Source organism: Mucilaginibacter sp. HD30, assembly GCF_054061755.1.
In genome coordinates this window covers 4,639,829-4,662,935 of the sequence record NZ_JBSSEO010000001.1, presented here as the reverse complement: position 1 = coordinate 4,662,935, position 23,107 = coordinate 4,639,829, and the positions used below count along the sequence as shown (strand labels likewise).

The 23,107-nt window shown below is 42.3% G+C and carries 20 protein-coding genes; 4 read left to right on the top strand and 16 right to left on the bottom strand.

What is annotated here, in order from left to right:
• Window positions 1-61 precede the first annotated feature (61 nt).
• Entirely contained in the window at window positions 62-508 is a 447-nt protein-coding gene (locus ACVW2L_RS21950) for a VOC family protein (protein ID WP_457130085.1), read from the bottom strand.
• Between the two features lie 209 nt (window positions 509-717).
• Between ACVW2L_RS21950 and ACVW2L_RS21945 the strand changes: the two genes are divergently transcribed.
• Window positions 718-3,102, top strand: a complete 2,385-nt coding sequence (locus ACVW2L_RS21945; protein WP_457130084.1) for a DUF5686 family protein — start codon at window positions 718-720, stop codon at window positions 3,100-3,102.
• A 64-nt stretch (window positions 3,103-3,166) separates the two neighbouring features.
• Here ACVW2L_RS21945 and ACVW2L_RS21940 read toward each other — a convergent pair whose 3' ends face one another.
• The 3 genes from ACVW2L_RS21940 to ACVW2L_RS21930 are packed head-to-tail and all read right to left on the bottom strand — an operon-like array spanning window position 3,167 to window position 7,432.
• A complete protein-coding gene (locus ACVW2L_RS21940) occupies window positions 3,167-3,859 on the bottom strand; it encodes a response regulator transcription factor (protein WP_457130083.1) in 693 nt (230 codons plus the stop codon).
• Window positions 3,860-3,862: 3 nt separating this feature from the next.
• Window positions 3,863-5,509: a sensor histidine kinase gene (locus ACVW2L_RS21935; protein WP_457130082.1), complete on the bottom strand. Its 1,647-nt coding sequence runs from the start codon at window positions 5,507-5,509 to the stop codon at window positions 3,863-3,865.
• A 9-nt stretch (window positions 5,510-5,518) separates the two neighbouring features.
• Window positions 5,519-7,432, bottom strand: a complete 1,914-nt coding sequence (locus tag ACVW2L_RS21930) for a prolyl oligopeptidase family serine peptidase (RefSeq protein WP_457130081.1) — start codon at window positions 7,430-7,432, stop codon at window positions 5,519-5,521.
• Window positions 7,433-7,576: 144 nt separating this feature from the next.
• Here ACVW2L_RS21930 and ACVW2L_RS21925 point away from each other — a divergent pair, with 144 nt between their 5' ends.
• The gene (locus ACVW2L_RS21925; protein ID WP_457130080.1) at window positions 7,577-9,385 is read left to right on the top strand and encodes a tetratricopeptide repeat protein; all 1,809 of its coding nucleotides are present in this window, start codon (window positions 7,577-7,579) and stop codon (window positions 9,383-9,385) included.
• A 20-nt stretch (window positions 9,386-9,405) separates the two neighbouring features.
• On the top strand, window positions 9,406-9,705 hold the full coding sequence (locus ACVW2L_RS21920) for a DUF4286 family protein (RefSeq protein WP_457130079.1): 300 nt from the start codon (window positions 9,406-9,408) through the stop codon (window positions 9,703-9,705).
• Between the two features lie 96 nt (window positions 9,706-9,801).
• Here ACVW2L_RS21920 and ACVW2L_RS21915 read toward each other — a convergent pair whose 3' ends face one another.
• The 12 genes from ACVW2L_RS21915 to hemC form a co-directional block, all read right to left on the bottom strand.
• Window positions 9,802-10,650: an OmpA family protein gene (locus ACVW2L_RS21915; RefSeq protein WP_457130078.1), complete on the bottom strand. Its 849-nt coding sequence runs from the start codon at window positions 10,648-10,650 to the stop codon at window positions 9,802-9,804.
• 18 nt (window positions 10,651-10,668) lie between these two features.
• Window positions 10,669-11,331, bottom strand: coding sequence for a DUF2461 domain-containing protein (locus ACVW2L_RS21910; protein WP_457130077.1), 663 nt, complete (start codon window positions 11,329-11,331; stop codon window positions 10,669-10,671).
• A complete protein-coding gene (locus tag ACVW2L_RS21905; RefSeq protein ID WP_457130076.1) occupies window positions 11,309-11,716 on the bottom strand; it encodes a DUF983 domain-containing protein in 408 nt (135 codons plus the stop codon). The genes ACVW2L_RS21910 and ACVW2L_RS21905 overlap by 23 nt, the downstream gene beginning before the upstream one ends.
• Before the next feature lie 6 nt (window positions 11,717-11,722).
• A complete protein-coding gene (locus ACVW2L_RS21900) occupies window positions 11,723-11,998 on the bottom strand; it encodes a hypothetical protein (protein ID WP_457130075.1) in 276 nt (91 codons plus the stop codon).
• A gap of 58 nt (window positions 11,999-12,056) precedes the next feature.
• A complete protein-coding gene (locus tag ACVW2L_RS21895) occupies window positions 12,057-12,599 on the bottom strand; it encodes a CopD family protein (protein WP_457130074.1) in 543 nt (180 codons plus the stop codon).
• 131 nt (window positions 12,600-12,730) lie between these two features.
• The gene (hemE, locus tag ACVW2L_RS21890; protein WP_457130073.1) at window positions 12,731-13,756 is read right to left on the bottom strand and encodes a uroporphyrinogen decarboxylase; all 1,026 of its coding nucleotides are present in this window, start codon (window positions 13,754-13,756) and stop codon (window positions 12,731-12,733) included.
• A 163-nt stretch (window positions 13,757-13,919) separates the two neighbouring features.
• Entirely contained in the window at window positions 13,920-14,441 is a 522-nt protein-coding gene (locus ACVW2L_RS21885; protein ID WP_457130072.1) for a tetratricopeptide repeat protein, read from the bottom strand.
• A complete protein-coding gene (locus ACVW2L_RS21880; protein ID WP_457130071.1) occupies window positions 14,441-15,145 on the bottom strand; it encodes a response regulator transcription factor in 705 nt (234 codons plus the stop codon). The genes ACVW2L_RS21885 and ACVW2L_RS21880 overlap by 1 nt, the downstream gene beginning before the upstream one ends.
• A gap of 139 nt (window positions 15,146-15,284) precedes the next feature.
• On the bottom strand, window positions 15,285-16,154 hold the full coding sequence (locus ACVW2L_RS21875) for a sensor histidine kinase (RefSeq protein ID WP_457130070.1): 870 nt from the start codon (window positions 16,152-16,154) through the stop codon (window positions 15,285-15,287).
• 78 nt (window positions 16,155-16,232) lie between these two features.
• Complete coding sequence (gene hemL / locus ACVW2L_RS21870) at window positions 16,233-17,600, bottom strand: glutamate-1-semialdehyde 2,1-aminomutase (protein ID WP_457130069.1); 1,368 nt, start codon at window positions 17,598-17,600, stop codon at window positions 16,233-16,235.
• An 81-nt stretch (window positions 17,601-17,681) separates the two neighbouring features.
• A complete protein-coding gene (gene hemB, locus ACVW2L_RS21865; protein WP_457130068.1) occupies window positions 17,682-18,653 on the bottom strand; it encodes a porphobilinogen synthase in 972 nt (323 codons plus the stop codon).
• 84 nt (window positions 18,654-18,737) lie between these two features.
• Window positions 18,738-20,315: a hydroxymethylbilane synthase gene (hemC, locus tag ACVW2L_RS21860; RefSeq protein ID WP_457130067.1), complete on the bottom strand. Its 1,578-nt coding sequence runs from the start codon at window positions 20,313-20,315 to the stop codon at window positions 18,738-18,740.
• Window positions 20,316-20,552: 237 nt separating this feature from the next.
• Between hemC and ACVW2L_RS21855 the strand changes: the two genes are divergently transcribed.
• A complete protein-coding gene (locus tag ACVW2L_RS21855; RefSeq protein ID WP_457130066.1) occupies window positions 20,553-22,952 on the top strand; it encodes an ABC transporter permease in 2,400 nt (799 codons plus the stop codon).
• Window positions 22,953-23,107 lie beyond the last annotated feature (155 nt).

Here is a 23,107-nt window from a genome sequence, read left to right as displayed (position 1 = left end):
TTTTTAACAATATAACGCTAAGGTAGATAATATTTATCCCCTTAAAAAACCCGGTAATTCATCATTTTAACTCTTCGGCCAAACCCACCAAAAGCCCATCTGCACTGCGCAGGTAGCAAAGCTTATATACGTTTTCGTAGTTAACTATTTCGCCCACCAATTGCGCGCCTTGTTTAACCAATCTGGCTACTAATTCGTCAACGTCTTGAACGGTAAACATAGCACGCAGGTAACCCAGCCCGTTAACCGGAGCGGCGCGGTGATCTTCGACAATGGCAGGCGCAATAAAGCGGGAAAGCTCCAGCTTGCTATGGCCATCAGGCGTAATCATCATAGCCACCTCAACGTTCTGGTTGCCGAGCCCTGTAACGCGGCCGGCCCACTCCCCTGCTATGTTGCCCCGCCATTCTAACTTAAGGCCTATCTCGGTAAAAAATGCAATGGCGTTGTCCAGAGATGCTACAACAATGCCCATATTGTCCATTCTTAATAATTTGTTTTCTGCCATGGCTTCGTCTCTTTATAAATTATAGTCATTGCTATTTTTTACAAGTTGTCTCAAATCTACTGGATTTTTTCCAGCAAGGTCCTCAGCAAAAGACCTCCCGCCCTTTAAAGCTTGCAAACTGGACGGGAAATAAAGAATCTGCATGATCAATTTGCGATATTGCCTGCGCGTTTTAGAAAACATATAAGCAAAACATAGGTTAAGTAAACATGCGTTGGCATTTTTGGTTTTTTATTGGTTTTTTGTTGGTTGGATTACGGGCTGCAGGGCAGACGGTAGTGACGGGCCAGGTAGTTGATGCAGCAAACGGAAGGCCCCTGGCTTCGGTGTCGGTGAGTTTTCCGGGAAGTAATTTGGGCACGCGGGCTGATTCGCTCGGACGGTTCCGGTTATCCGGCGCTGGAAACTTCGCCCAGGTGGAGTTTTCGCACGTAGGGTATTTGCCCGCTGTGAAGACCATAGTGCCCGGGCAGGTAAATAGGTTACAGGTATTGCTGGAACAGGATGTATCTGAGCTGGCGGGGGTGACAATTAGTTCGGGCAGGCGCGGGCCATACAGAAACAAGGGCAACCCCGCGGTTGAACTGATCCAAAAGGTGATAGATCATAAAAAAGAGAACCGCGGGGGAGAATATTTACAATATGAGCAGTACGAACGTATGGGCTTATCGTTGTTTAACCTACCGCAAAAACTGGTAGAGAGTAAGTTTTTCAGTCAGTACCAGTTTATGTTGGATACGGTAAACGGGCAAACTTTTTTACCGGTGCTGCTGGAAGAGAAATTGTCTGACGTTTATAAAAAACAAGAGACCCAGAAGCTTTACAAGGGAGTGAATATTTTGCAGTTTATTGATACGGCCGGTATTAAGCTGTACGTGAACCAATTTTATGGCCATCAGATTGATATTTATGAGAACAATGTATTTATCCTGGCCTATCAGTTTTTGAGCCCAATAGCAGATAATGCACCCAATTATTATAAGTTTTTTATTACTGATACCGTTGATAACCAGGTAGAGCTCACATTTACACCGCGCACCAAAGGCGATCTGTTGTTTGAGGGTAAACTGAGGGTTAGTTTGGATGGCCGCTACGCGGTAACAGCTTGCGAACTTCGTTTGAACAGGCAGGTAAACGTGAACTTTGTGCGAAGCTTTGACGTGTTGTTAGATTTTGCACCGCAATTAGATGGCCGTTACCTGCTTACAAAAAGCATGGTAAAGGCAGATTTTGGGTTGACCAAAAAGGGTTGGGGTATTTTTGGCGAGCGCACGGTGGTGTTTCGCAATTACCGGAATGATTCCGTAAGGGTACTTACACCAGCCAAGGGTTTTGATACGTTAAGCAAGGGCCAGGCGCAGGTATATGCCAAACTGTATAAGCTGGAACAAATGCCATCGTACAAACGGACGATTTGGGGGCTAACCACGCTAACGTCTGGTTACGCTGATTTGGGGCCTGTGCAAATTGGACCATTGGCGCAGTCGCTGTCTTTTAACGCCCAGGAAGGTTTGAAACCGGAAATTGGATTCAGGACGACGCCCAAACTGGACAGCACTTTTTATTTTGACGGCTTTGTATCATATGGTACCAGGGATCACCAGGTAAAAACCGGTGCAACGGCCTACCTGGCATTAAATAAGACGGCGCCTTATCGTTTTCCGAATGATTACTTTAAAGTGAGCTATCTATATGACGTGGATGTGCCCGGGCATACGTTTTCGTTAACCAATAGGTCCACCACGTTGTCTTCGCTTCAAATCGGGCGAACGGATTACTGGCTCTACAGTCGCATCTTCCAGTTTGAGTATGTAAAAGACTTTGAAAACCATTTTTCTTATAGAATAGGTTACAAAAACTGGGAGCAAACGCCTGCAAAGGCATTGGTTTTTCAACTTCCTGACGGCACTAACATCCCCAGCCTTACCACCAGCGAACTTGGCCTGCATTTACGTTATGCCCCACATGAAGAGCTTGTACAAGGTGCCCGCAACCGGCACAGCATTCATAACCCTTATCCTATTTACGATCTACAGCTCAACCGCAGTCTTGGTGGTCAATTCAGCTATACAGCTATCGGCCTCAATATTTATAAACGTGTCTATCTTTCGCAGGCCGGTTTTACAGACGTTACTTTATTGGGTGGCGTCGTGGTAGGCAAAGTGCCTTTTCCCCTACTTAACATCAGCCCGGCTAACCAGTCGCTGGCCTATAAACGGGATGCTTATAACACTATGAATTACCTTGAATTTGTGAGCGATCATTATGCCGGCCTCAACTTCACCCATACCTTTAACGGTTTCTTCTTAAACAAGATCCCGCTGATAAAGCGCCTTAAGTGGCGGGAATTTCTATCGGCCAAAATTTTATATGGTGGTCTGCGCGCCGAGAACGACCCTGCGCAAAACAAAGATCTATACCGTTTCCCTGCTGCTGTTTATGCTTTGGGCAACACACCATATGTAGAAGCCGGTGTGGGTATAGCTAATATTTTTAAGGTTTTCCGGGTGGATGCTATCCGGCGCTTCAACTACCTCGACAATCCTAATGTTCGCACCTACGCCATAAAATTCAGCTTCTTTCCGCAGTTTTAACGTATTCGTAAATAAAAAAGGCGCTCCATTGAGCGCCCTTAATTATAAAATACGTTGAAAATTCTTACGCTAGGTAAGCAAATTTATAACCAATACCCCTTACAGTTTGCAGATATTGCGGATAATCAGGGTTAGTTTCTATCTTTTTACGCAGGCGCACAATGTGCATATCAAGTGTGCGGGTATTCACATCAGCGTTATAACCCCAAACTTCCATCATTAGTTCCTCGCGGTTTATTACTTTGTTTTTGTTCTTTAAAAAGTAAAGCAATATGCGGTTCTCTAATATGGTCAGCTCAATTTTTTTGCCATCCTTTATCAGCAGGTGGGTGTTAGGATGGTGCTCCATGTTGGCAAAGCTGTAAGTTTCTGATTTTTCGTTATTCAGCTGAAACTTGATCTTGTTATCTATCAGTGCCACCATAACATCCATATTAAATGGTTTGGTGATGTAATCAGATACGCCGAAGCCATAAGCATCAATCTTGTCAATATCCTGCTGTTTGGCGGTGGTCATGATGATCAGCTTATCAAATCCTTTGGCGCGTACATTGGCGCATACTTCTGACCCCTGTTTGCCGGGCAACATCCAATCTAACAAAACAATATCCGGCTGCTGCGAAAGAATAATTTCTTCGGCATCGTCGCCGTTATTTGCTTCTAAAACTTTATATCCTTCTGATTCCAGACGTTCGGCCACTAAAAAACGCAGGTTTTCATCATCTTCAACCAGCGCAATCTTTATCTCTTTGTTCATGATCTAATTTTCGTAAGGCAGCGTTATGGTAAATTCCGATCCCTCGTTAACCTTGCTGCGAACTATAATGGTACCATTCATAAAATTTACCAGCTCTTTGCAAAAGGCTAAACCCAGGCCAACGCTTCCGTTCTTGTTATATTGGTTTTCTAATCTATAAAATTTTCTAAAGATATTGTTTAATTCACTTTTTGGGATACCTATCCCATTGTCAATAAACGAAAATATAATATTACGCTTTTCAGCGCTTACATTTATAAAAAGCGTCTTTTTTTGCGGATGCGAGTACTTGTAAGCGTTCTCCATCAGGTTTTGAAAAATACTGCCCAATAAAACCACATCAGTTTCAAAATATTGCGCGTTTTTTATTTTATAATTCAGCTTAAAGTCGGGATATTTAATGGTAAAGGTATCAATATAGCTTTTTACAAAATCGGTTACGTTTATCTTATCTTTCTTGATCTTGATAGATTTGTTTTCCAGTTGGGTAAACGAGAGCAGTTTGTTCATCAGCTCGTTCAGCTTGTCTGCTTCTTCATCCAGTATCTTGCCGTAGTGTTTGCGTTGTCGCTCGGTAAGTTCACTATCACCGCGCAGGTTTGAGCCCGCAATTTTTATTACACTTACAGGTGTTTTAAACTCGTGGGTAAAATTGTTTATAAAATCGTACTGCAGCTTAAACAGCTTAAGGTTTACATTAACATTGCGGTAAATAAGCCAGCCTATTAGTACAAAAAAGAAATAAACAAGCAATATTATTCCACCCGCCGGCGCAAATCTGCGGTTAGCCTCGGCCCGCAAATAGCTTTTTGACGACTTGAAATACAGTTTATAATCTGATAACGCGCCAGAGAGCGCAACCTCATCCGTTAATACCTGGCTCCTGTCAATGTCTGGCGGGTCATAAACAAACTGCTTTATAGAGATCTCCTGGTAAAGCTCGGGGTTTGTATTAACAATCTTGAGGTATTGCGGATCAAGATAAAACGTAAGCATGTTCTGCTTATAATAAGCAGGCGAATAACCGCTTCGCTGCAGATCATAGTACACTTTCAGATCCTCGTTATTAGGAATATTTAAAAAGCTTACCTTACCCGGCCGGGTCAAATAAAATTTGGCCTGATCTTCATTACGGGCGCCGCGCGAGGTATCATAAGCAGCGATATAATCACTCAACTTATCTGCCATTTGCCTAAAATCATTCTCGTTTATGGTAGCTTCATTTTTTACCGGCAACACCTTTTGGCCGGGAGGATAATATTGATGGACGGCATTAACCCGCATACCCAGGTTCCTCACCTTTTTGTTTGAGCCGATGGGGTTACCCACGGTTATTTGAAAGAAAGCTATTTTACGGATAAAGGAGAAATTGCTAAAAATAGTGTCGGCGTACTCACCGGCCAAAGCAGAATCAAGCAAACCCGTGTACGAGGTTATGATGGGTATTCTGTTTTTATAAAGATCATTGTAAGGGTTTACAAAAGTTTTTTCGGCAACGCGGTTTTTCTTTGATGCAAAATCATTCTCCACGTTTTGGGCCGTTATTTTGTAAGCCGCATAAAGCGCCACAAATAGCGTAACCGATACCAGTATTAAAAAAGCTACTATCAGTGAAAAATTCTTCCGGTAAGAGGTATTGGGTGCCCTCATTGCACAAGGTTAAGGTTTAACCAGCATATTATCATGTAAAAATTTTTCAATTTTCTGATACATCTGCGTTCTGCTGCTGTCTGTTGATCCTGATCTGTTTTCCTTGTTGCTGCTGTTATAGTCAACCTGCACATTGCGGCGCCGCAAATTGCTGATGTAATGGCCCATTTCGCTTGTGTTTAAGCGTGAATCCATACTTGCCTGAAAAATCATGACAGGGGATTTTACCTTACCAGTATTAAATACGGGCGATATGGCTTTAAGGCGCTCGGCATCTTTTTCCGGATCGCCAAACATCTCATATCTCCTTTGCATAATGGGTAAAAAAAACGACGGCAACTCCTTCACATATGTAAAAGCGTTTATGGGCGCATCAATAGCTACGGCACAAGCATATTTATGTGGGTAGAACGATACGCCGTATAAAGCCGAGAAGCCGCCAAAGCGGCGTCCAACTATAGCTATTTTGGCGGGGTTGGCTATTTTATTCTGAATAAGCCAGTTAACCCCATCTAATATATCCTGTTGAATTTTTCCGCCTTGTTCTTTAAAGCCGGCGTTATAAAATTGTTTGCCATAGCCTGACGAGCCTCGGTAGTTCACCTGCAGCACGGCATATCCCCTGCTGGCAAAAAACTGCGTTTCCGCCCTGTATCCCCATTGATCGCGCTGATCAAAGGGATTGTCATGCGGGATAACGATCACCGGTAAGTCCGCACGATCATTGCCCTGTGGATAAGTAATGTAACCGTTAATGATCAAACCATCACTTGCATGATAGGTTATCGGTTCCATCGCGCACATATCCTCGGGGTTAAGCTTTGAGTTATCGTTAAGTTTGCTCAGCTTATTCTGCTTACGGTCATATAAATAAACCGCACCCCGGCTTCTGTCTGTTGATGCTGTTACAATAAATTTCTGTTCGGCGGTGTCTCTGCTTGACAAGCTAATTTCACTTCCCACCAATTGGCGGCTCAGGGCATTGTACATTTTTCCAATATCTTTATCAAAAAAATGCTTTTGAGGCTTATCCTCTTCCCAGGCGGCAGATTCAATCCTGTGCTTGCTCCTCATGTATTCCACACGCTGCATATCCGCCTTATCGCTGGCATAAACAACGCGTTGTTCTTTGCCATCTTCAGCATTGATTTCAACAATGGCTGTTTTATCCCTGCCGACATTTGATAAAGCGTAGAAATTGTTCTTAACGCCGCTAAAACCTATGGGGCGCACGGAATTACGGAAGTTGTTTTTTATAATAAGCTTAAACGGAGCGCCCTCGCCGGTGCGGTAAAAAATGCTTTCATCGGCACCCTCGTTGGCCTTAGCAAGGCGTATACTGCCATCAGCATCAAGAAACCATTCTGTTATTTTGCCGGGATTAACAAGGTATAGTTTCAATTCGCCCGTTTTTATATTCAGCTTGTATACATCGCTTATTGCCGAGTCGGGAGTGTTCAACGTACGCTTGTTCATTGAGATGGACAGTACATTAGGCGCAAGGCGGTTAGTATTAATTATCCAGGTTCTTACTTTTGGTTCAGACTCAAACAACACCCGTGTTTTTAAGCTCTGTACATCAAGCGCAAATATTTGATGCCTGCTTTTATCACCAAAGTTTTGCTTACTAAATAATATCTGGTTATCAAAGGTCCAAAAATAGTCGCCCCGAACGTTAAAGTCCGTGTATGATGTAGCGGCTACTTCGTTCCCCTCTTCAAGCTTTTTTATGTATAGATTTTGTTTATCCTTATACCGTTTCAAATAAGCAACATACTTGCCGCTTGGCGAAATTTTAAAGTTGCTTTTTTCAGAAGAAGTAAAAAAATCGCTTACAGCAATATCATCCGCCTTTTTATCCTTGCAACCAGAAAAAGCGATCAGTAAATAAAATAAAAGTAAAAGTCTCCGGCTCCTTATCATCGTATGTTACTTCAGATTATAACAGCTTAAAATAATGAAATATGTACCCGTGTTTTTATTTGTCACCACAATTTTACCCTTATACAGCGTTAGTAACTAATCAATAAAGCTTACATCAATAATATAATATCTAAATTTAACGCTATGAAACGCATTTTAGGATTTGTATTTGTTGTTTTGCTGTCCTCGGCTAACTTATTAGCGCAGGGCAATGAATTTGCACTGGCCCGCCAGTATACCGCCAATGGCGAGCCTGAAAAGGCGCTGGAGCTGTATGACAAATTATTTAAACAAGATGCCGAAGCGTATTTTTCATTTTACCTGAATACCCTTTTTGAATTACAAAAATTTGATATTGCCGAAACTACAGCCAAAAAAATGGTTAAGCAATTCCCTAAAAATAACAAATATATTATTGCACTGGGCGGTGTTTACAACAAAAAGAACGAGAAGGAAAAGGCCAATTTATTATATGATGACCTGATAAAGAGCATACCCGCCAGCCCTAACGAAATAAGCAATGTGGCATCGCAATTTTACCAGGCCGGCAATGTTGACTATGCTATTAAAACATTTTTGTACGGCCGAAAGAAACTGGGCAAGGATGAACTTTTTGCTAACGAACTGATAACGCTATACCGCTATAAACGCGATAAGGTGAATATAACAGAGGAATTTTTAAACTTTTTACCTACAAACGCAGGCTATCTTGGGCAGGCACAATATACGCTATCAACCCTGTATGAGGGTGATGAGGATTACGATATGTTACGTACATCTCTGTTAAAAAGGATACAGAAGGACCCGCAGCAAACCATATTTATTAATATGCTGACATGGATGTACATGCAGCAAAAGGATTATGAACAGGCGCTTAACCAAACCCTGGCGCTTAGCCGCCGCACTAACAGCGATGGCGGCGATGTGTACGACCTGTGCCGCACCCTGGTAATTAACGAAGCTTATGATACAGCCATACGTGGTTATGAATTTGTTATAAACAAGGGTAAAACCCAGCCCTGGTATACATCGGCAAAAATTGAGCTGATTGATGCAAAAAACCTTAAAATAACCAGCGGCAAATACGTTTATGATGACCTGGTGGGCCTTGAAAAAGATTACCTGGACCTGTTAACCGAGCTGGGTAGAAACTCATCTACCGTATATGCCATGCAAAGGCTGGCCAAACTACAGGGCTTTAAACTGCATAAACTGGACGACGCGCAAAAACTTTTAGAGGAAGTGAGCAAGATACCAGGTGTGCGCGACGAGCTGGCCGCTGCGTGTAAATTAGATCTGGCAGATGTATACCTGTTAAACAAGATGCCATGGGACGCAACCCTGCTTTATAGCCAGGTAGAAAAAGATAATCCTAACTCTGCAATGGGGCAGGACGCCAAGTTTAGAAATGCCAAATTTTCTTACTACACCGGCGATTTTGCTTTTGCCAAAGGACAGTTAACGGTATTAAAGTCGGCAACTTCGCAGTTGATTGCGAATGACGCTTTAAACTTATCTTTATTAGTTACCGATAACCTGGCTGCCGATAGCGCCGGCAGTGCGCTAAAAGTATATGCTAAAGCCGATATGCTGATATTTGCGCAGGAGCCCGAGAAAGCGATGGTGGTGTTGGATAGCATTAATGTTTTGTATCCCAATAATATCCTTACTGATGATATATTAATGTCTAAGGCGCGGATATACATTCAGCAAAAAAAATATACTGATGCTATAGTTCAACTTAAAAAGATCTATACAGATAGTCCAACCGAGCTTTGGGCCGATGACGCGGTTTACATGTTGGCCGATATTTATGATAATCAGTTAAATGATAAAGAGCAGGCTAAAACGCTTTACCAGAAAATAATTACTGATTACCCGGGTAGCTTGTGGATCAATGATGCCCGCAAGCGGTTCCGTATTTTACGTGGCGACAACACAGAGAACCTGTAATTTATTTCTATTTTTGCGGCATGATCGTTTATAACGAAACCGTGATTGTGGATGAAGCCATACATAGGCAATGGCTTAGCTGGATGCAGCAGGAGTATATACCACGCGTAATGGCTACAGGCCACTTTACCCGCCATACTGTATTGAATGTGCTTGATTCGCCTAACGAGGGTGTAACCTATTGCGTTCAGTATTTTGCAAATACCCGACAAGACTATAATAAATTTATGGCCGGCCATCTGCCACAACTACAGGCACTTCATTTACAAAATTTTGAAAACCAGTTTGTAATGTTTAATACATTAATGCAAACGGTATGATGTTTAGCAGGCATGCTTTAAAGTGAGAAAGGCCAGGATTAATCCGGGCCTTTCTCGTTTTAAAGCATGCGCCAAAGGGCAATGTCTGAATATCTTTTACTTCGTTATCAAATTATACAATTCATCCAGTTTGGGGCTTAACACAATCTCTATCCGGCGGTTCTTTGATAATGCCTCAGCGGTATTAGCAACATCAACAGGCTGGTACTCGCCTTTACCTGTTGCCGTTAACCTTTTAGGATCTATCTTCTCAACCTCGGTCAAATAGCGCGTTACCGATGTGGCGCGCAGCACGCTCAGGTCCCAGTTGTCTTTTATTTGCCCAAGGTTATTAATCTTTTTATTGTCCGTATGCCCTTCAACAGCCATGTTAATATCCGGCTCTTTCTGCATTACTGTAGCTAATTGTTTTAATGCCGCTTTACCACGGTCATCAATAACTATACTGGCTGATGGAAACAGCAATTTATCTGTTAATGACACATAAACCTTTCCATTTTTTATATCAACCGATAAACCATTTTGTTGGAAACCTAATAGCGCCTTTTGCAACTTTTCTTTCAAGGCATTGGTGGCTTCATCACGTTTCTTTAGTATATCCTCTACTTCTTTTAAACGTTGCTCGCGCTTTTGCAGATCAGCAGAGAGCTGACTAACCTTTGATGTTGACGAGTTATAGTTGGTATTTAATGCTTCGTACTTATCATTAAGGGTGTTATAGTTGCCTTGTAAAGCGGCAATATCGCGCCTCAAGCCGGCAATGTCCCTGTGTAACTTTGCGGTATCGTTTTGTAAACTACCAACCTGATCTTCAAGTGTACCGGTGCGGGTAGTTAATGAGTCGCGCTGGGCCAGCAAACCCTTGTATTTTTTAGGCGATAACACTACGCAGGAATGTAGTGTAGTTGCTAAAACTGCCGCCAAAATAAAATACTTTATCTTCATACTATTTAAGGTTATATGTTAAACAATTGCGTTGCGTAAAAAAACATTAAGCGGATAGATCTTGCTGCATATGGCAGCTACTTTGTCAACAAGGTCCGCTTTCATCAGGTCCTTATCTTTTAGCTGGTGCCAGGCTATAAAGCTTTTCAGCTTTAGCAGTTCAATATTTTCATTGTCGGCGCTGTAATCGCGCGGCAGTGTTTTCAATTTATCCTGATCCCTAAAAATACCGAATAATTTAACAAAGTCTGCATCATCAATTATTGCTTTCAGGTCTTTTCCGTTATAGTCAATTTCCTGCCTTATGGCTTTTAAATGCGTAGCTTCCGGCATCCAGTAACCACCGGCAATAAAAGATTTTCCCGGCTGAATTTGGAAGTAATATTCGGCACCGCCAGGCTTAAGCCCGGTAGTAGGCAGGCTTACGCCAAAGTTGTTTTTGTAAGGTGTTTTGTTTTTGCTGAAGCGGACATCCCTGTAAATGCGCATCACACATTTTTTAGGATCAAGCTCCGGTGATACAGCCGAATCAATTTTATGTACCTCTTTTATCAGCTTGCCTGTAAAATCAATAACATTTTCGCGGGCCGTATCGTGGCGTTGTTTATTATCCATAAACCACTCCCGGTTATTATTGTCTGCCAGTTGTGTTAAAAACTCAAATGTTTGCTTTTGTATCATCAGTATCCAGATGGGGTTGATAATGTATCTTGGGCGATAACCAGTACAATAATAAAACGCGCGAGGCTCTGAAAATTATAGGTGCCATTACAACGCATCCGCCAATTATTACCCCCGTATATAACCACGGCGACGTGGTATTGTTGGTTATAAAATAGGTACCCATTGCCAGCGCGAACGAAAGACCCACATTTAAGGCATAGCTAACGTACATGGCCGCGTAAAAATAGCCGGGCTCTATTTCAAAATAAAGGTTGCAATGGGGGCAGTTAAGATTAATCTTGTTGGAGCCAAGGTTGTATACGCTCCCGCTGAACATATCGCCACGGCGGCAACGCGGGCATTTTGCATGCGCCATTGCCCACAGTTTTGATGTGTTAGCCACAGGCGTTTAGTTTAAATGCAGCTTCTCTTCGCGCATTTCAAGAGTTACATTCTTTTTGCGGTATTTTTTATACCAGATATAGCCAACTATCGCGACAGCAAGATAAGGCGCTGCTAAAAGGTACATTATACCATTATTAAGGCCATTAGCGGCACCGCCTCCGTTTGCACTGCTGGATTCAACAGTAGCGCTACACATAGCGCATTGTGCGTTAGCTTGTGTGCACACAAAAATCAACAAGCCTAATGCTAAGAATGTCAGTAAAAATTTAGAGCCTTTCATTGTTGCAAAAATAACTATTTAATAATTAAAACGATGCTTGCGCCGCTATATTATGCCGCTACTTCTTTTCGCGGAAATGCTTATAGATTTTAACTGCGCACATTATAATTATGGAGAAGGCAATTATGCCCACTACTCCGAATATCCAGTTGAGCGAACTTTTTAGTACCACCAAAAAAACTATTGCGAAAAGCAAGATGGTAGCCAATTCGTTCCAAACGCGTAATTGGGTGGATGTCCATTTGTAAACGCCGCTACGCATTTGTTTCATTTTATGCTGACAGATAAAGTGGTAGGCTATCAAACACCCAACAAATGCCAGTTTAATATGCATCCAGGGCTGTTGCAGCCAAAAATCCCTTATGTAAAGCATTGTGCCACCTGCTGCCAAAACAAGGTACATAGAAGGGGTGGCAATAACCCACCACAGCTTGCTCTCCATTATTTCAAACTGTTTGGAAAGGATAGTGCGGTCTGGTTCGGGTTTGGCTTGCGCTTCGGTATGGTAAATAAAAAGGCGCACCATATAAAACAGTCCCGCCATCCAGCAGACTACAAATATGATGTGTATGGCAAGAATGTAATCGAAATAGTTGCTCATGCCCCCTAACCCCTAAAGGGGAATTAATGTGGTTATTTAGTTTGTCATTGCGAGGTAAGAAGCAATCGCGAACTTTGCATGGCGGCCGTTCTCCGTGCGATTGCATCATACCTCGCAATGATAAGTTTCTATTAATATTTGTACTCTTTTATTACCTCAACCGCGTACTTTACATTGTCAAACGGGATATCAGGCATAATGCCGTGACCCAGGTTGAATATGTAGCCGTTCTCCCCATTCATACGGTCGAACAAGCGGTGAATACGTTCTTTTATAACCTTTTTATCAGCATACAAAATATGTGGATCCAAATTGCCTTGAACGGCTATACCTTGCGGCAAACGCCTCTTCATATCCAACAAGTCAACGTTCCAGTCGATAGAAATAACATCAGGTTTAGCCTCGGCCATTAGCGGCGCGAAAACGGAGCTGCCCTTACAGAAAGATATTACCGGTATATCTTTACGATTCAATTTGCTGATGATCTCGGCAATGTAACGGTGAGAAAACTCTTTGTAATCGTCCCATGCTAAAGCTTGTGCCCAGCTATCAAAGATCTGCACAGCATTAACACCGGCAGCTATCTGTAGGTTAAGGTAATCAGCAGTAACTGTAGCTATCTTTGATAATAACTGATGCGCCATTTCAGGCTCATTGTGCAGCATCAGTTTGGTGCGTTTAAAATCTTTTGATGATCCGCCCTCAACCAGGTAACTCATTACGGTAAACGGCGCGCCCGCAAAACCAATAAGCGGTATACGGCCATTCAGTCGCTGCTGAATTACCTTTATAGCGTCGGCCACGTATTGCAGCTTATCAATACAATCAACATTCAGATTATCAATATCAGCCTTGGTGCGTACCGGGTTGGCAAACCGCGGACCAATATTAGCCTCAAAGCTCAGGTCGCCGCCCATGGCTTCGCCTGTTACCAGTATGTCCGAAAACAAAATTGCCCCGTCAATATCCAGCAGATCAACAGGCAGCATAGTAACGTCTGCAGCAATCTCCGGCGTTTTACACATTTCCAGAAAGGAGTATTTGTTTTTGATCTCCCAATACTGCGGCATAAAGCGTCCTGCCTGGCGCATCATCCATACTGGTGGGCGTTCTGTTGCCTCAGAAAATGCGGCTTTTATTAATAGTGAATCCCTCATCTTTTTTGTTAGAATCAAGAGTTAAGAATCAAGAATTAAGACTTTAATTCTGCTCTCTGTACCCCTTACGACTCTCTGCTTTTTATGTTTTATAATTTCTCTTGGTTCTTATTTCTTGGCTCTTGGTTCTAAGTCCCTGGCTCTTGATTCTTGTCTCTTGATTCTATTTACCCTTTAGTTCCTGATGAAGCTTTTTGATTACTTCCTTCATCTTTGCTGTGGTCTTTGCTTCGTGCTGATCTGTTAATTGTAAGTAGGCCTTGGCCTTTTCAAAATTACCTAACCGGATGTTAATATTAGCCACATGCACCAAAGCGGCAACGTGGTCATTTGCAGATCGTAATGGATATTGGGCGGCTAGTTCGTAATGTCTTTCGGCCTCTTCATAATCCTGCCTTTGCAGGTTAATGCCACCCATTATAAACTCGTAAAACCCGCGCCGTTGCTTGCTTAACCATTGGGGTTTACCTATCTGGCTTAATAACGACTCAGCCCTGTCATAATCCTTTTTATGAAACGCTTTGGCTGCCATAATTACAGTACCCTCTTTAAAGTAACCGTATATCAGTAACCCTACAAACATTACAATAACGCCCACTAACTCGTAAACGCGCCACTGTAAGGCAAAGCCCAGTAAAATTAAAAATGCCCCTGTAACAAGTATGCGTGCCCGGTTTGTGAACATTAATGCTGATCGGTAAATTTATAGCCTACCCCACGTATTGAGTGAAAGTAAACCGGGTTTTTAGGATCGGGTTCAAAATATTTACGGAAGGTTAAGATAAAATTATCAATGGTACGGGTTGATGGATAAACATCATAGTTCCACACAGTTTCCAATATCTGCTCACGCGATACGGCCTCATTACGGCGCTCTATCAGCAACTTAAGCAGCATGGTTTCCTTTTTAGTAAGCGGAGTGATAGAATCATCGCCGTTAACCAGTTCAAATGAGTTAAAATGAATGGTTTTATCGCCTATTTTATAGCTGTTAAACTCTTTAAGATCATCGCCCTTTAAACTGCGTTTAACCAGGTTATTAACACGTAAAATAAGTTCTTCTAAATTGAATGGCTTGGTCAGATAATCATCTGCGCCTTTTTTCAGACCTGCAATTTTATCCTCGTTGGTATTTTTGGCGGTAAGGAACATGATAGGCACCTCTGAGTTTTCCAGTCTGATGGTTTCAGCAACCACAAAACCGTCAATCTCCGGCATCATTACATCCAGGATAACCAGGTTAAAACGCTCCTCTTTAAATATTTGTAAAGCTTTTTTGCCGTTGTTGGCAGTTGATACCTTGTAGCCTTCTAACTCAAGGTTGAGCTTTATAGCCTCTAAAAGATGATCCTCATCTTCGGCTAACAGAATTCTTTTTTTGTTTGGCATTGTGAGTTTATTTATGCACTAATTGTGAAATGGAATAATTTCCGTCGTGCTGTAAAGGCACTGACACCCGTCCTCATCAATAATCGTGCAGAGTTACCAAAAATACCCTTTATCCCTGCAATCCCATTGTCATATCTTGTTACCCGAACACCACCTCGAAAATACTTCCTGCCGGGCGATTGTCTTTAACCTTTATACTGGCTTCGTGCTTATCTAACACCTGCTTTACTATGTACAGCCCCAGGCCCGTACCTTTTGTATTACGCGTATCCTCGCTGCCCACACGATAAAACCTGTCAAAAATGCGGGTTTTTTCGTTATCGGCTATGCCAATGCCATGGTCTGCTACTCTAAAATGTATTTTCCCATCTTTTGCAAAAAGCTTAACGTCAACCGCTTCGCAGGGTTTTGAGTACTTAATGGCGTTTTCAATTAAATTGGTAACTACCGATGTAAGCGCGAACTTATCACCGGTTATTTCAATTTTAGGTTCAATTTCGGCGTTTATTATCTGTTGATTTCCGTCGCATTTGGTTATTTGCAGGCGGTTAACAATGCTATCCACCAAAACTGATAAGCTGAATTTTGCCTTCGGGAAAGTGTACGAGCTATTCTCAATTTTTGATGCCAGCAGCATATTCTCTACCATGTCATCTAAACGCTCAATATCAAGTAATGATTTATCTATAAAATCCAAAATTTGCGCTTTGCTCAGATCACGTTTCTGTATGGTTTGCAGCAACAGTTTGATAGATGCCAAAGGCGATTTTAGCTCGTGCGTTACAGATAGCAGGAAGTTCTTTTTCTGCTCCTGTAATTTACGCTCACGCGCAAGCGATTTATGCATGTAAAACGCCCCTGCCAACAGCACAAGGCCAAACATCATCCCTTCGCTCAGGATCATTCCCTTACGCTCGGGCTGCATTTTTACCAGCATATACCCCCACCATACCAGTTCAGCAACGGCGTAGATAATTATGGCGTAAAATATTACTAATGGCTTTTTCATTCAGTTTGCAGTTTGCAGTAGTCAGTTTACAGTACTTCGCCGCTGACCAAAGCCAACTGCTTACTGCAAACCGCCAACTCACTTCTTAAATACCAGATCCAGGCTATCAAATATAGCTCTTTTTGTTTTTTCAAGATCTATCTTATTATGGGCCGATGATATAAAACCAACCTCATAACCCGATGGACCTAAATAGATACCTCGGTTGATCAGTTCGCGGTGCATTACTTTAAATTTTTCCATGCTGGCTGCATCAATTTCTTCGGCTTTGCTAATGCTTGCCTTATCCGTAAACGCGAACCAAAAGATGGAACCTATGCTGAATACCCTGAATTTGTAACTCCGCGCAGTAGCAAAACGCTGTATAGCATCAACAAACTCCTGCGTTTTATTATTCAGATCTTTGTAAAAGCTTGATTTAAGCAATTCTGTCAGTTGCGCAATACCTGCAGCCATCGCAACCGGGTTGCCAGATAACGTACCCGCCTGGTAAACGCCACCATCTGGAGAAACATGACCCATAATTTCGGCAGATGCACCATACATGCCTACAGGCAAGCCACCACCGATGATCTTGCCGTAGGTAATAATATCCGGTTTGATCTGGTAATATCCGGCAGCGCCTTCAAAACCTACGCGGAAGCCAGAGATAACTTCGTCAAATATTAACAAAGTGCCATTGGCAGTACAAATATCGCGCAGTGATTGTAAGTACTCTTTGCTTTGCAGCAATAAGCCGTTGTTGGCAGGTATCGGCTCAATAATAACGGCCGCTATCTGATCTTTAAAATCGTCAAACGCCTTTTGCAGCGCTTCTGTGTCGTTTAAGCTGATAACAATGGTTTCGTCGGCAAATGCTTTCGGTACACCGGCGGATGAAGTCTCGCCGAAGGTTACCAGGCCAGAGCCGGCCTTAACCAGTAATGAGTCTGAGTGACCATGGTAACAGCCTTCAAACTTCAGGATCTTATCGCGTTTGGTATAACCGCGAGCCAGCCTGATAGCAGACATAACCGCCTCGGTACCAGAGCTTATAAAGCGCAGTTTCTCAATAAATTTATTGTTTTTAACAATGAGTTCTGCCAGTTCATTCTCCAAAGCTGTAGGTGCGCCAAACGACATACCGTTTTGCATTACCTCTATCACTTTGTCTTTTACCTTTGGATGGTTATGACCCAAAATTAGCGGTCCCCATGAGCAGCAAAAATCAATAAATTCGTTGTCGTCGGCATCCCAAACGCGACAGCCATCGCCCTTTTTAATAAATAGAGGTGTACCGTAAACCGACTTAAACGCCCTTACCGGCGAGTTTACCCCACCCGGAAAAAACGTCTGCGCTTTGGCATAAAGTTCTGCCGATTTTTCCCTGCTGATATCCGGCTTACCTGTGGTACTTACCGCGACATCTTCCTCTCCCGAAAACATTTTTTTAATACTGTCTAACATCTTTCTTAAGTAAAAATTAAAAAGTAAAAATTAAAAAAGCCTGGTTGTTTTTTTGACTTTTTAATTTCGACTTTTAACTTATCACAACCACTTATTCTCTAACACTTCTTTAGCATGATACGTTAATATCGCGCTTGCGCCTGCCCTGCGTATGCCCATTAGCACTTCAGTAACTGCGCGCTGCTCGTTGAGCCAGCCGTTACGTACGGCCGCTTTTAACATAGCATATTCGCCGCTTACGTTATAGGCAGCAACAGGCAGCTGTGTATTATCTTTTAATAACTTTATAACATCTAAATAAGCCAAAGCTGGTTTTACCATTAAAAAATCGGCGCCCTCGGCTTCATCTAATCGCGCTTCTATTAATGCCTCCTGCTGGTTGGCGGGATTCATCTGGTAAGTTTTTTTGTCGCCAAATTTCGGTGCCGAGTTCAATGCATCCCTGAACGGGCCATAAAACGCGCTTGCATACTTAGCTGTGTACGACATTATGGAAACGTTGCTGAAGCCATTATCGTCTAAAACCTTGCGGATAAAACCTACGCGCCCATCCATCATATCGCTCGGGGCAATGATATCGGCGCCGCTTTGTGCATGAGCCAAAGACATTTTGCCCAAAACCTCTAATGTTTCATCATTCAGTATCTGGCCATTCTCAACAATACCATCATGCCCATCAATACTGTACGGGTCCATAGCCACATCTGTAACCACGCAAGCCTCAGGAAAGTTTGATTTAACCTCGCGTATTGCACGCAGATACAAAGTTTCTTCGCGATGGCTTTCGGTAGCGTATTTGTCCTTCAGTTCTTCGCTTACATTCGGGAACAGGTCAAATGAATTTAACCCCAGTTTAAGGCAGCTTTCTATCTCGCGCAGCAGGTTATCTATCGAATACCGGTACAAGCCCGGCATAGAAGCTACCTCGGTTTTTTGATTTACGCCATCAACAATAAACAGCGGAAATATTAAATTAGCCGCGCTTATGTGCGTTTCCTGCACCATCTGGCGGATAATTTCGCTTTTTCTATTTCTTCTTGGTCGTTGATTCATTTAGTTCACGGTTAATAGATGATAGTTCATAATAGTTGGATTCGCAGCAATTTTACTATGAACCATCAACAATGAACTATCAACTCAAATTCCAAACACCGCCTCTGCCAAACCTACCTCATCTGGCGAGAATGGCAGGGTGTATTTAACACCCATCTCATCAAATTTCTTTCCGGTTGATTTACCCATGGCAATTACTTTTTGATAAGGATCAAGCAGGTTATCTATAAAATAAGCATCAACATTTGATGGGCTGGTAAACACCAACACTTCTGCACCTGATGCTTCAACCTCATCCTCCAATACGGTTTCGTAAATCGGCAGGTCAATTATCTTAACACCTGCAGAAAGGCCTTGCTGTACGCTCCTTAATGAATCTTTAGCACCCGGGAACAATACAGTATCACCCTCCGGTACCAGTTGAGCAAACTCGGCGGCTACATCGGCACTGTCGTTACCCACACCCGTGTAGTTGGTAAAATACCCTTTACGGCGCAGCATTTCTTCTGATCCGGCACCCATTACCCCAAACTTTACACCTTTTGGCAATTGCGGTTCTAATTGAAAGAAATATTCTACGGCATTTTTGCTGCTGAAGAAAAGCCAGTCTACATGCTTTAATATAAACGAGTCGAGCTTGGTTATTATAGGAACTGTTCGTATAAGCGACCGGTCATCTATCTGCATATTATGTTTTGCCAGCGCGCGGCGGAAATAACTTTGTTCTGATACCTCGCGGGATATAAACACACTTGAGGGCAGCTTACGGTCTTTTTCAAAATAGCTGAACACTTTTTTTGAAAGCCCCTCGGTAGTGGGTGCTTCAATAAATAACCTGTCCGGAAACTCATCACCTTCGTCAGCCTTTGAAGTAAACACCTGGTACACGCCATCTTCTTTACGGCAATAGCAGCCCAACGGCAAATGGCAGCCACCACCAAACATCCTTAATAAAGTTCTTTCAACGGCTAATTCCTCGGCAACATTAGGGTGATGCAAAACCTGCAAAGCCGCAAAAAGTTCGGTATCTATCTCGCGTATCTGTATAGCCAATGCGCCCTGTGCAGGGGCCGGTATTAATTCATTTGGTGTAAGTTCTTCAACATGAAACTCGCTCAGATCAATACCCAGCCTATGTACACCGGCTTTAGCCAGCATAATGGCATCGTAGCTTTCATCACGCAGTTTTTGTATACGGGTAGGTACATTACCGCGCAGCTCTTCAATTTCAAGATCGGGGCGATAAGCTAACAACTGGGCCTTACGGCGATTAGACGATGTACCCACAATAGCGCCGTATTTTACGGATAGTTTTTGTTTAACATCAACACAGTCTTTCAGTATCAGCAAAAGCTCAGACGGGTCTTCGCGTTCTGATACTGCGGCAATTATTAATCCTGCCGGATTTTCTGTAGGCAGGTCTTTATGCGAATGTACGGCAAGGTCAATGGTGCCTGCCAACAGTTCTTCCTCCAGCTCTTTGGTGAAAAAGCCCTTGCCTTCCAGCTTATCAAAACTTAAATTAAGAATTCGGTCGCCCTGCGTTTTAATGATCTTAAGTTCGGCGGTTATGTTATGTTTTGCCAAACTATCCTTCACAAAGTTGGCTTGCCATAGCGCCAATTCGCTGCCGCGTGTTCCTATTATTAATGTTCTTTCCAATTGCCTTAATTATTTGCAACCGCAAATTTAATTTTTTAATGCTAGGATAGTAATATTAATTGAGGATATGAATGTTAAGTGACGGAGGGGCTATGGTTTTTGCATATTGTATCATAATCAAACAAATACTGTTTCAGTTACGAACATCTGTTATTTACATTTAACTAATAATATATTGATAATTAGGTATTTATATAATTGGCACATATTTTTGTTATAACAGAGAAATTGTGAATCATGCTGAAAAATTATTTTAAGGTAGCCTGGAGAAATATTCAAAAGCAAAAAGCATTCTCTTTTATAAATATTTTTGGCCTGGCAGTGGGTATTGCTGCATTTTGGCTCATCACCCTTTATGTTAGCGATGAGTGGAGCTATGACCGCTATAATACCCGTGCCGACCGCATATTTCGTGTTGTGCAGCATGGGCAATGGAACGGCGGCAAATTCGATCTGGCAATTACATCGCCACCATATGCGCCAACCTTGAAAGCAGAGTTTCCGCAGGTTGAAGAAACCGTACGCATAAATCCCGAGGGCGGAGGTAATATTTCATTTGGAGATAAAAAAATAAATGAAGGAGGCATGTTTTTTACCGATGCTGGCTTCTTTAAGATTTTTTCGCATAATTTTTTATATGGTGACCCCAATACAGCTTTGCAAAAACCACAAAGCATTGTATTAACCAAAGCATTTGCCGAAACCATATTTGGCAACGCCGCAAAGGCGCTAAACCAACTGATACAAGTAGATGGTAATGCTACTACAGTTACCGGCGTAATAGCGGATGTGCCCGTAAATTCGCATTTTTCCTTTAAGGCCCTGCGCAGTATGCCGTCTGAAGATAATGGCGCTACGGGAAACTGGGGTAACTCTGAATTGTATACCTACGTACTTTTGAAAAACCACGGCGACAACAAACAGATTGAGGCCATGGGTGAAGATTTTTTTAACCGCCATATTAAAGCCGATTTAGGCCCTATGAAGTTCACGCTGGAATTGCAACCGCTTACGGACATACATTTACATTCCAACTTAGGTTATGAACTTGGCTCAAACGGTAACATTACTTATGTGTACGTGTTTAGCATAACTGCTTTGCTTATACTGGTTATTGCCGTTATAAACTATGTAAACTTAACCACTGCAAGGTCTTCTATCCGCATTAAGGAAGTTGGTATACGCAAGGTCATCGGGTCAGGAAGGCGACAGGTAATGGCATTGTTTTTTGTTGAGTGTATTGTGTTAACACTTATCGCCACTATTATAGCATTAGGGGTAATTTATTTCACACTCCCCTACTTTAATTCTCTATCGGGTAAAACATTGGTGTTGTTGCAATTTGGCGCTGTAAAAACCATAATAATATTTGCTGCATTTGCATTGTCCATCGGTGTTTTATGCGGTATTTATCCCGCTTTATTCCTATCGGGATTTAAAACAATTCCTGCTATTAAGGGGCAGTTAGGGAATCAATTTTCTACCATTTTTTTCCGGAAATCGTTAGTAACCTTTCAGTTTGTTGTTACAATTGTCATGATATCAGGGTCGGTCATCATTTACAAGCAGCTTAATTATTTTTCAAATAAAGATCTGGGCTTTAATAAAGCACAAACAGTAACCTTCCATATTAATAATCGCAATGTACGCGGCCAAGTAGACGCGCTGAAGCAACTGCTACTGCAAAACCCTAATATAGAAGGTGCAGGTGTAGCCGGAAACCCAATTGGCAACAATAACATAGGCGGGGGCGATTTTAACCTGGGCGCAGATGGTAAGCCCACTTCCGGATCAACAATAGTACAGAACTTAACTGTTGATGCCGATTTTATCCCCACCCTACAGATAAAGATGGCCGCAGGCAGGAATTTTTCGGCAGCGAATTCAACAGATATAAAAGATGCAATTATTGTAAACGAAACCTTGGTTAAAGACCTTGGCTGGACTAACGCTGTAGGTAAACCGGTACGTACGGGGGTTGACGAAAAAGGTAATGTTATAACACAAACCATTGTAGGAGTGGTAAAAGATTTTAACACTTATTCACTTCAGCATAAAATATCTCCTATGGTATTAAATATGCCAGCAACAGTCGGCGATAAGGATAACCTATACATCCGGATAAGCCGCGGAAATGTGCAGGCATCGTTAAATTATATAACTCAGGTATTTAGCAAATTTGACAATGAAAATATACCCGAATTCCATTTTCTTGACCAAAATTTTGCAGCTCAATATCAAACTGAGCAAAAGCAAGGTAGCATATTGCTAACATTCACCCTGCTTGCCATAAGTATTGCCTGCTTAGGTTTATTTGGACTGATAACTTTTACCGCCGAGCAACGTGTTAAAGAAATAGGCATCCGTAAAACATTGGGGGCAAGTGTGGCCAGTATTGTGCATTTGCTATCAACCGACTTGATGCGCCTTGTTGTGATAGCTGTGCTTATTGCCTGCCCTATTGCCTGGTTTACTATGGATAAATGGCTACAGGAATTTGCTTATAAAATTGATATAAATCTTTGGGTTTTTCTTTTGGCAGGCAGTGTTGCTGCCATAGTGGCTCTTGCAACCATAAGCATACAATCTGTAAAAGCAGCCTTAGCCAACCCTGTAAAAAGTTTAAAAGGCGAGTAAGTAAGGCTTCAACGCCCTTAGGTTATTTCAAGACATTATCAAATTCTGTTTTGTACCGTACAAGCGTGACACTGAAAGTACTTATCAGCGTTTTTCAATACGCAAGGCAAAAATCAATTGGAGCAAGTCAAATATCGAGAGAGTGGAGCGTTTAA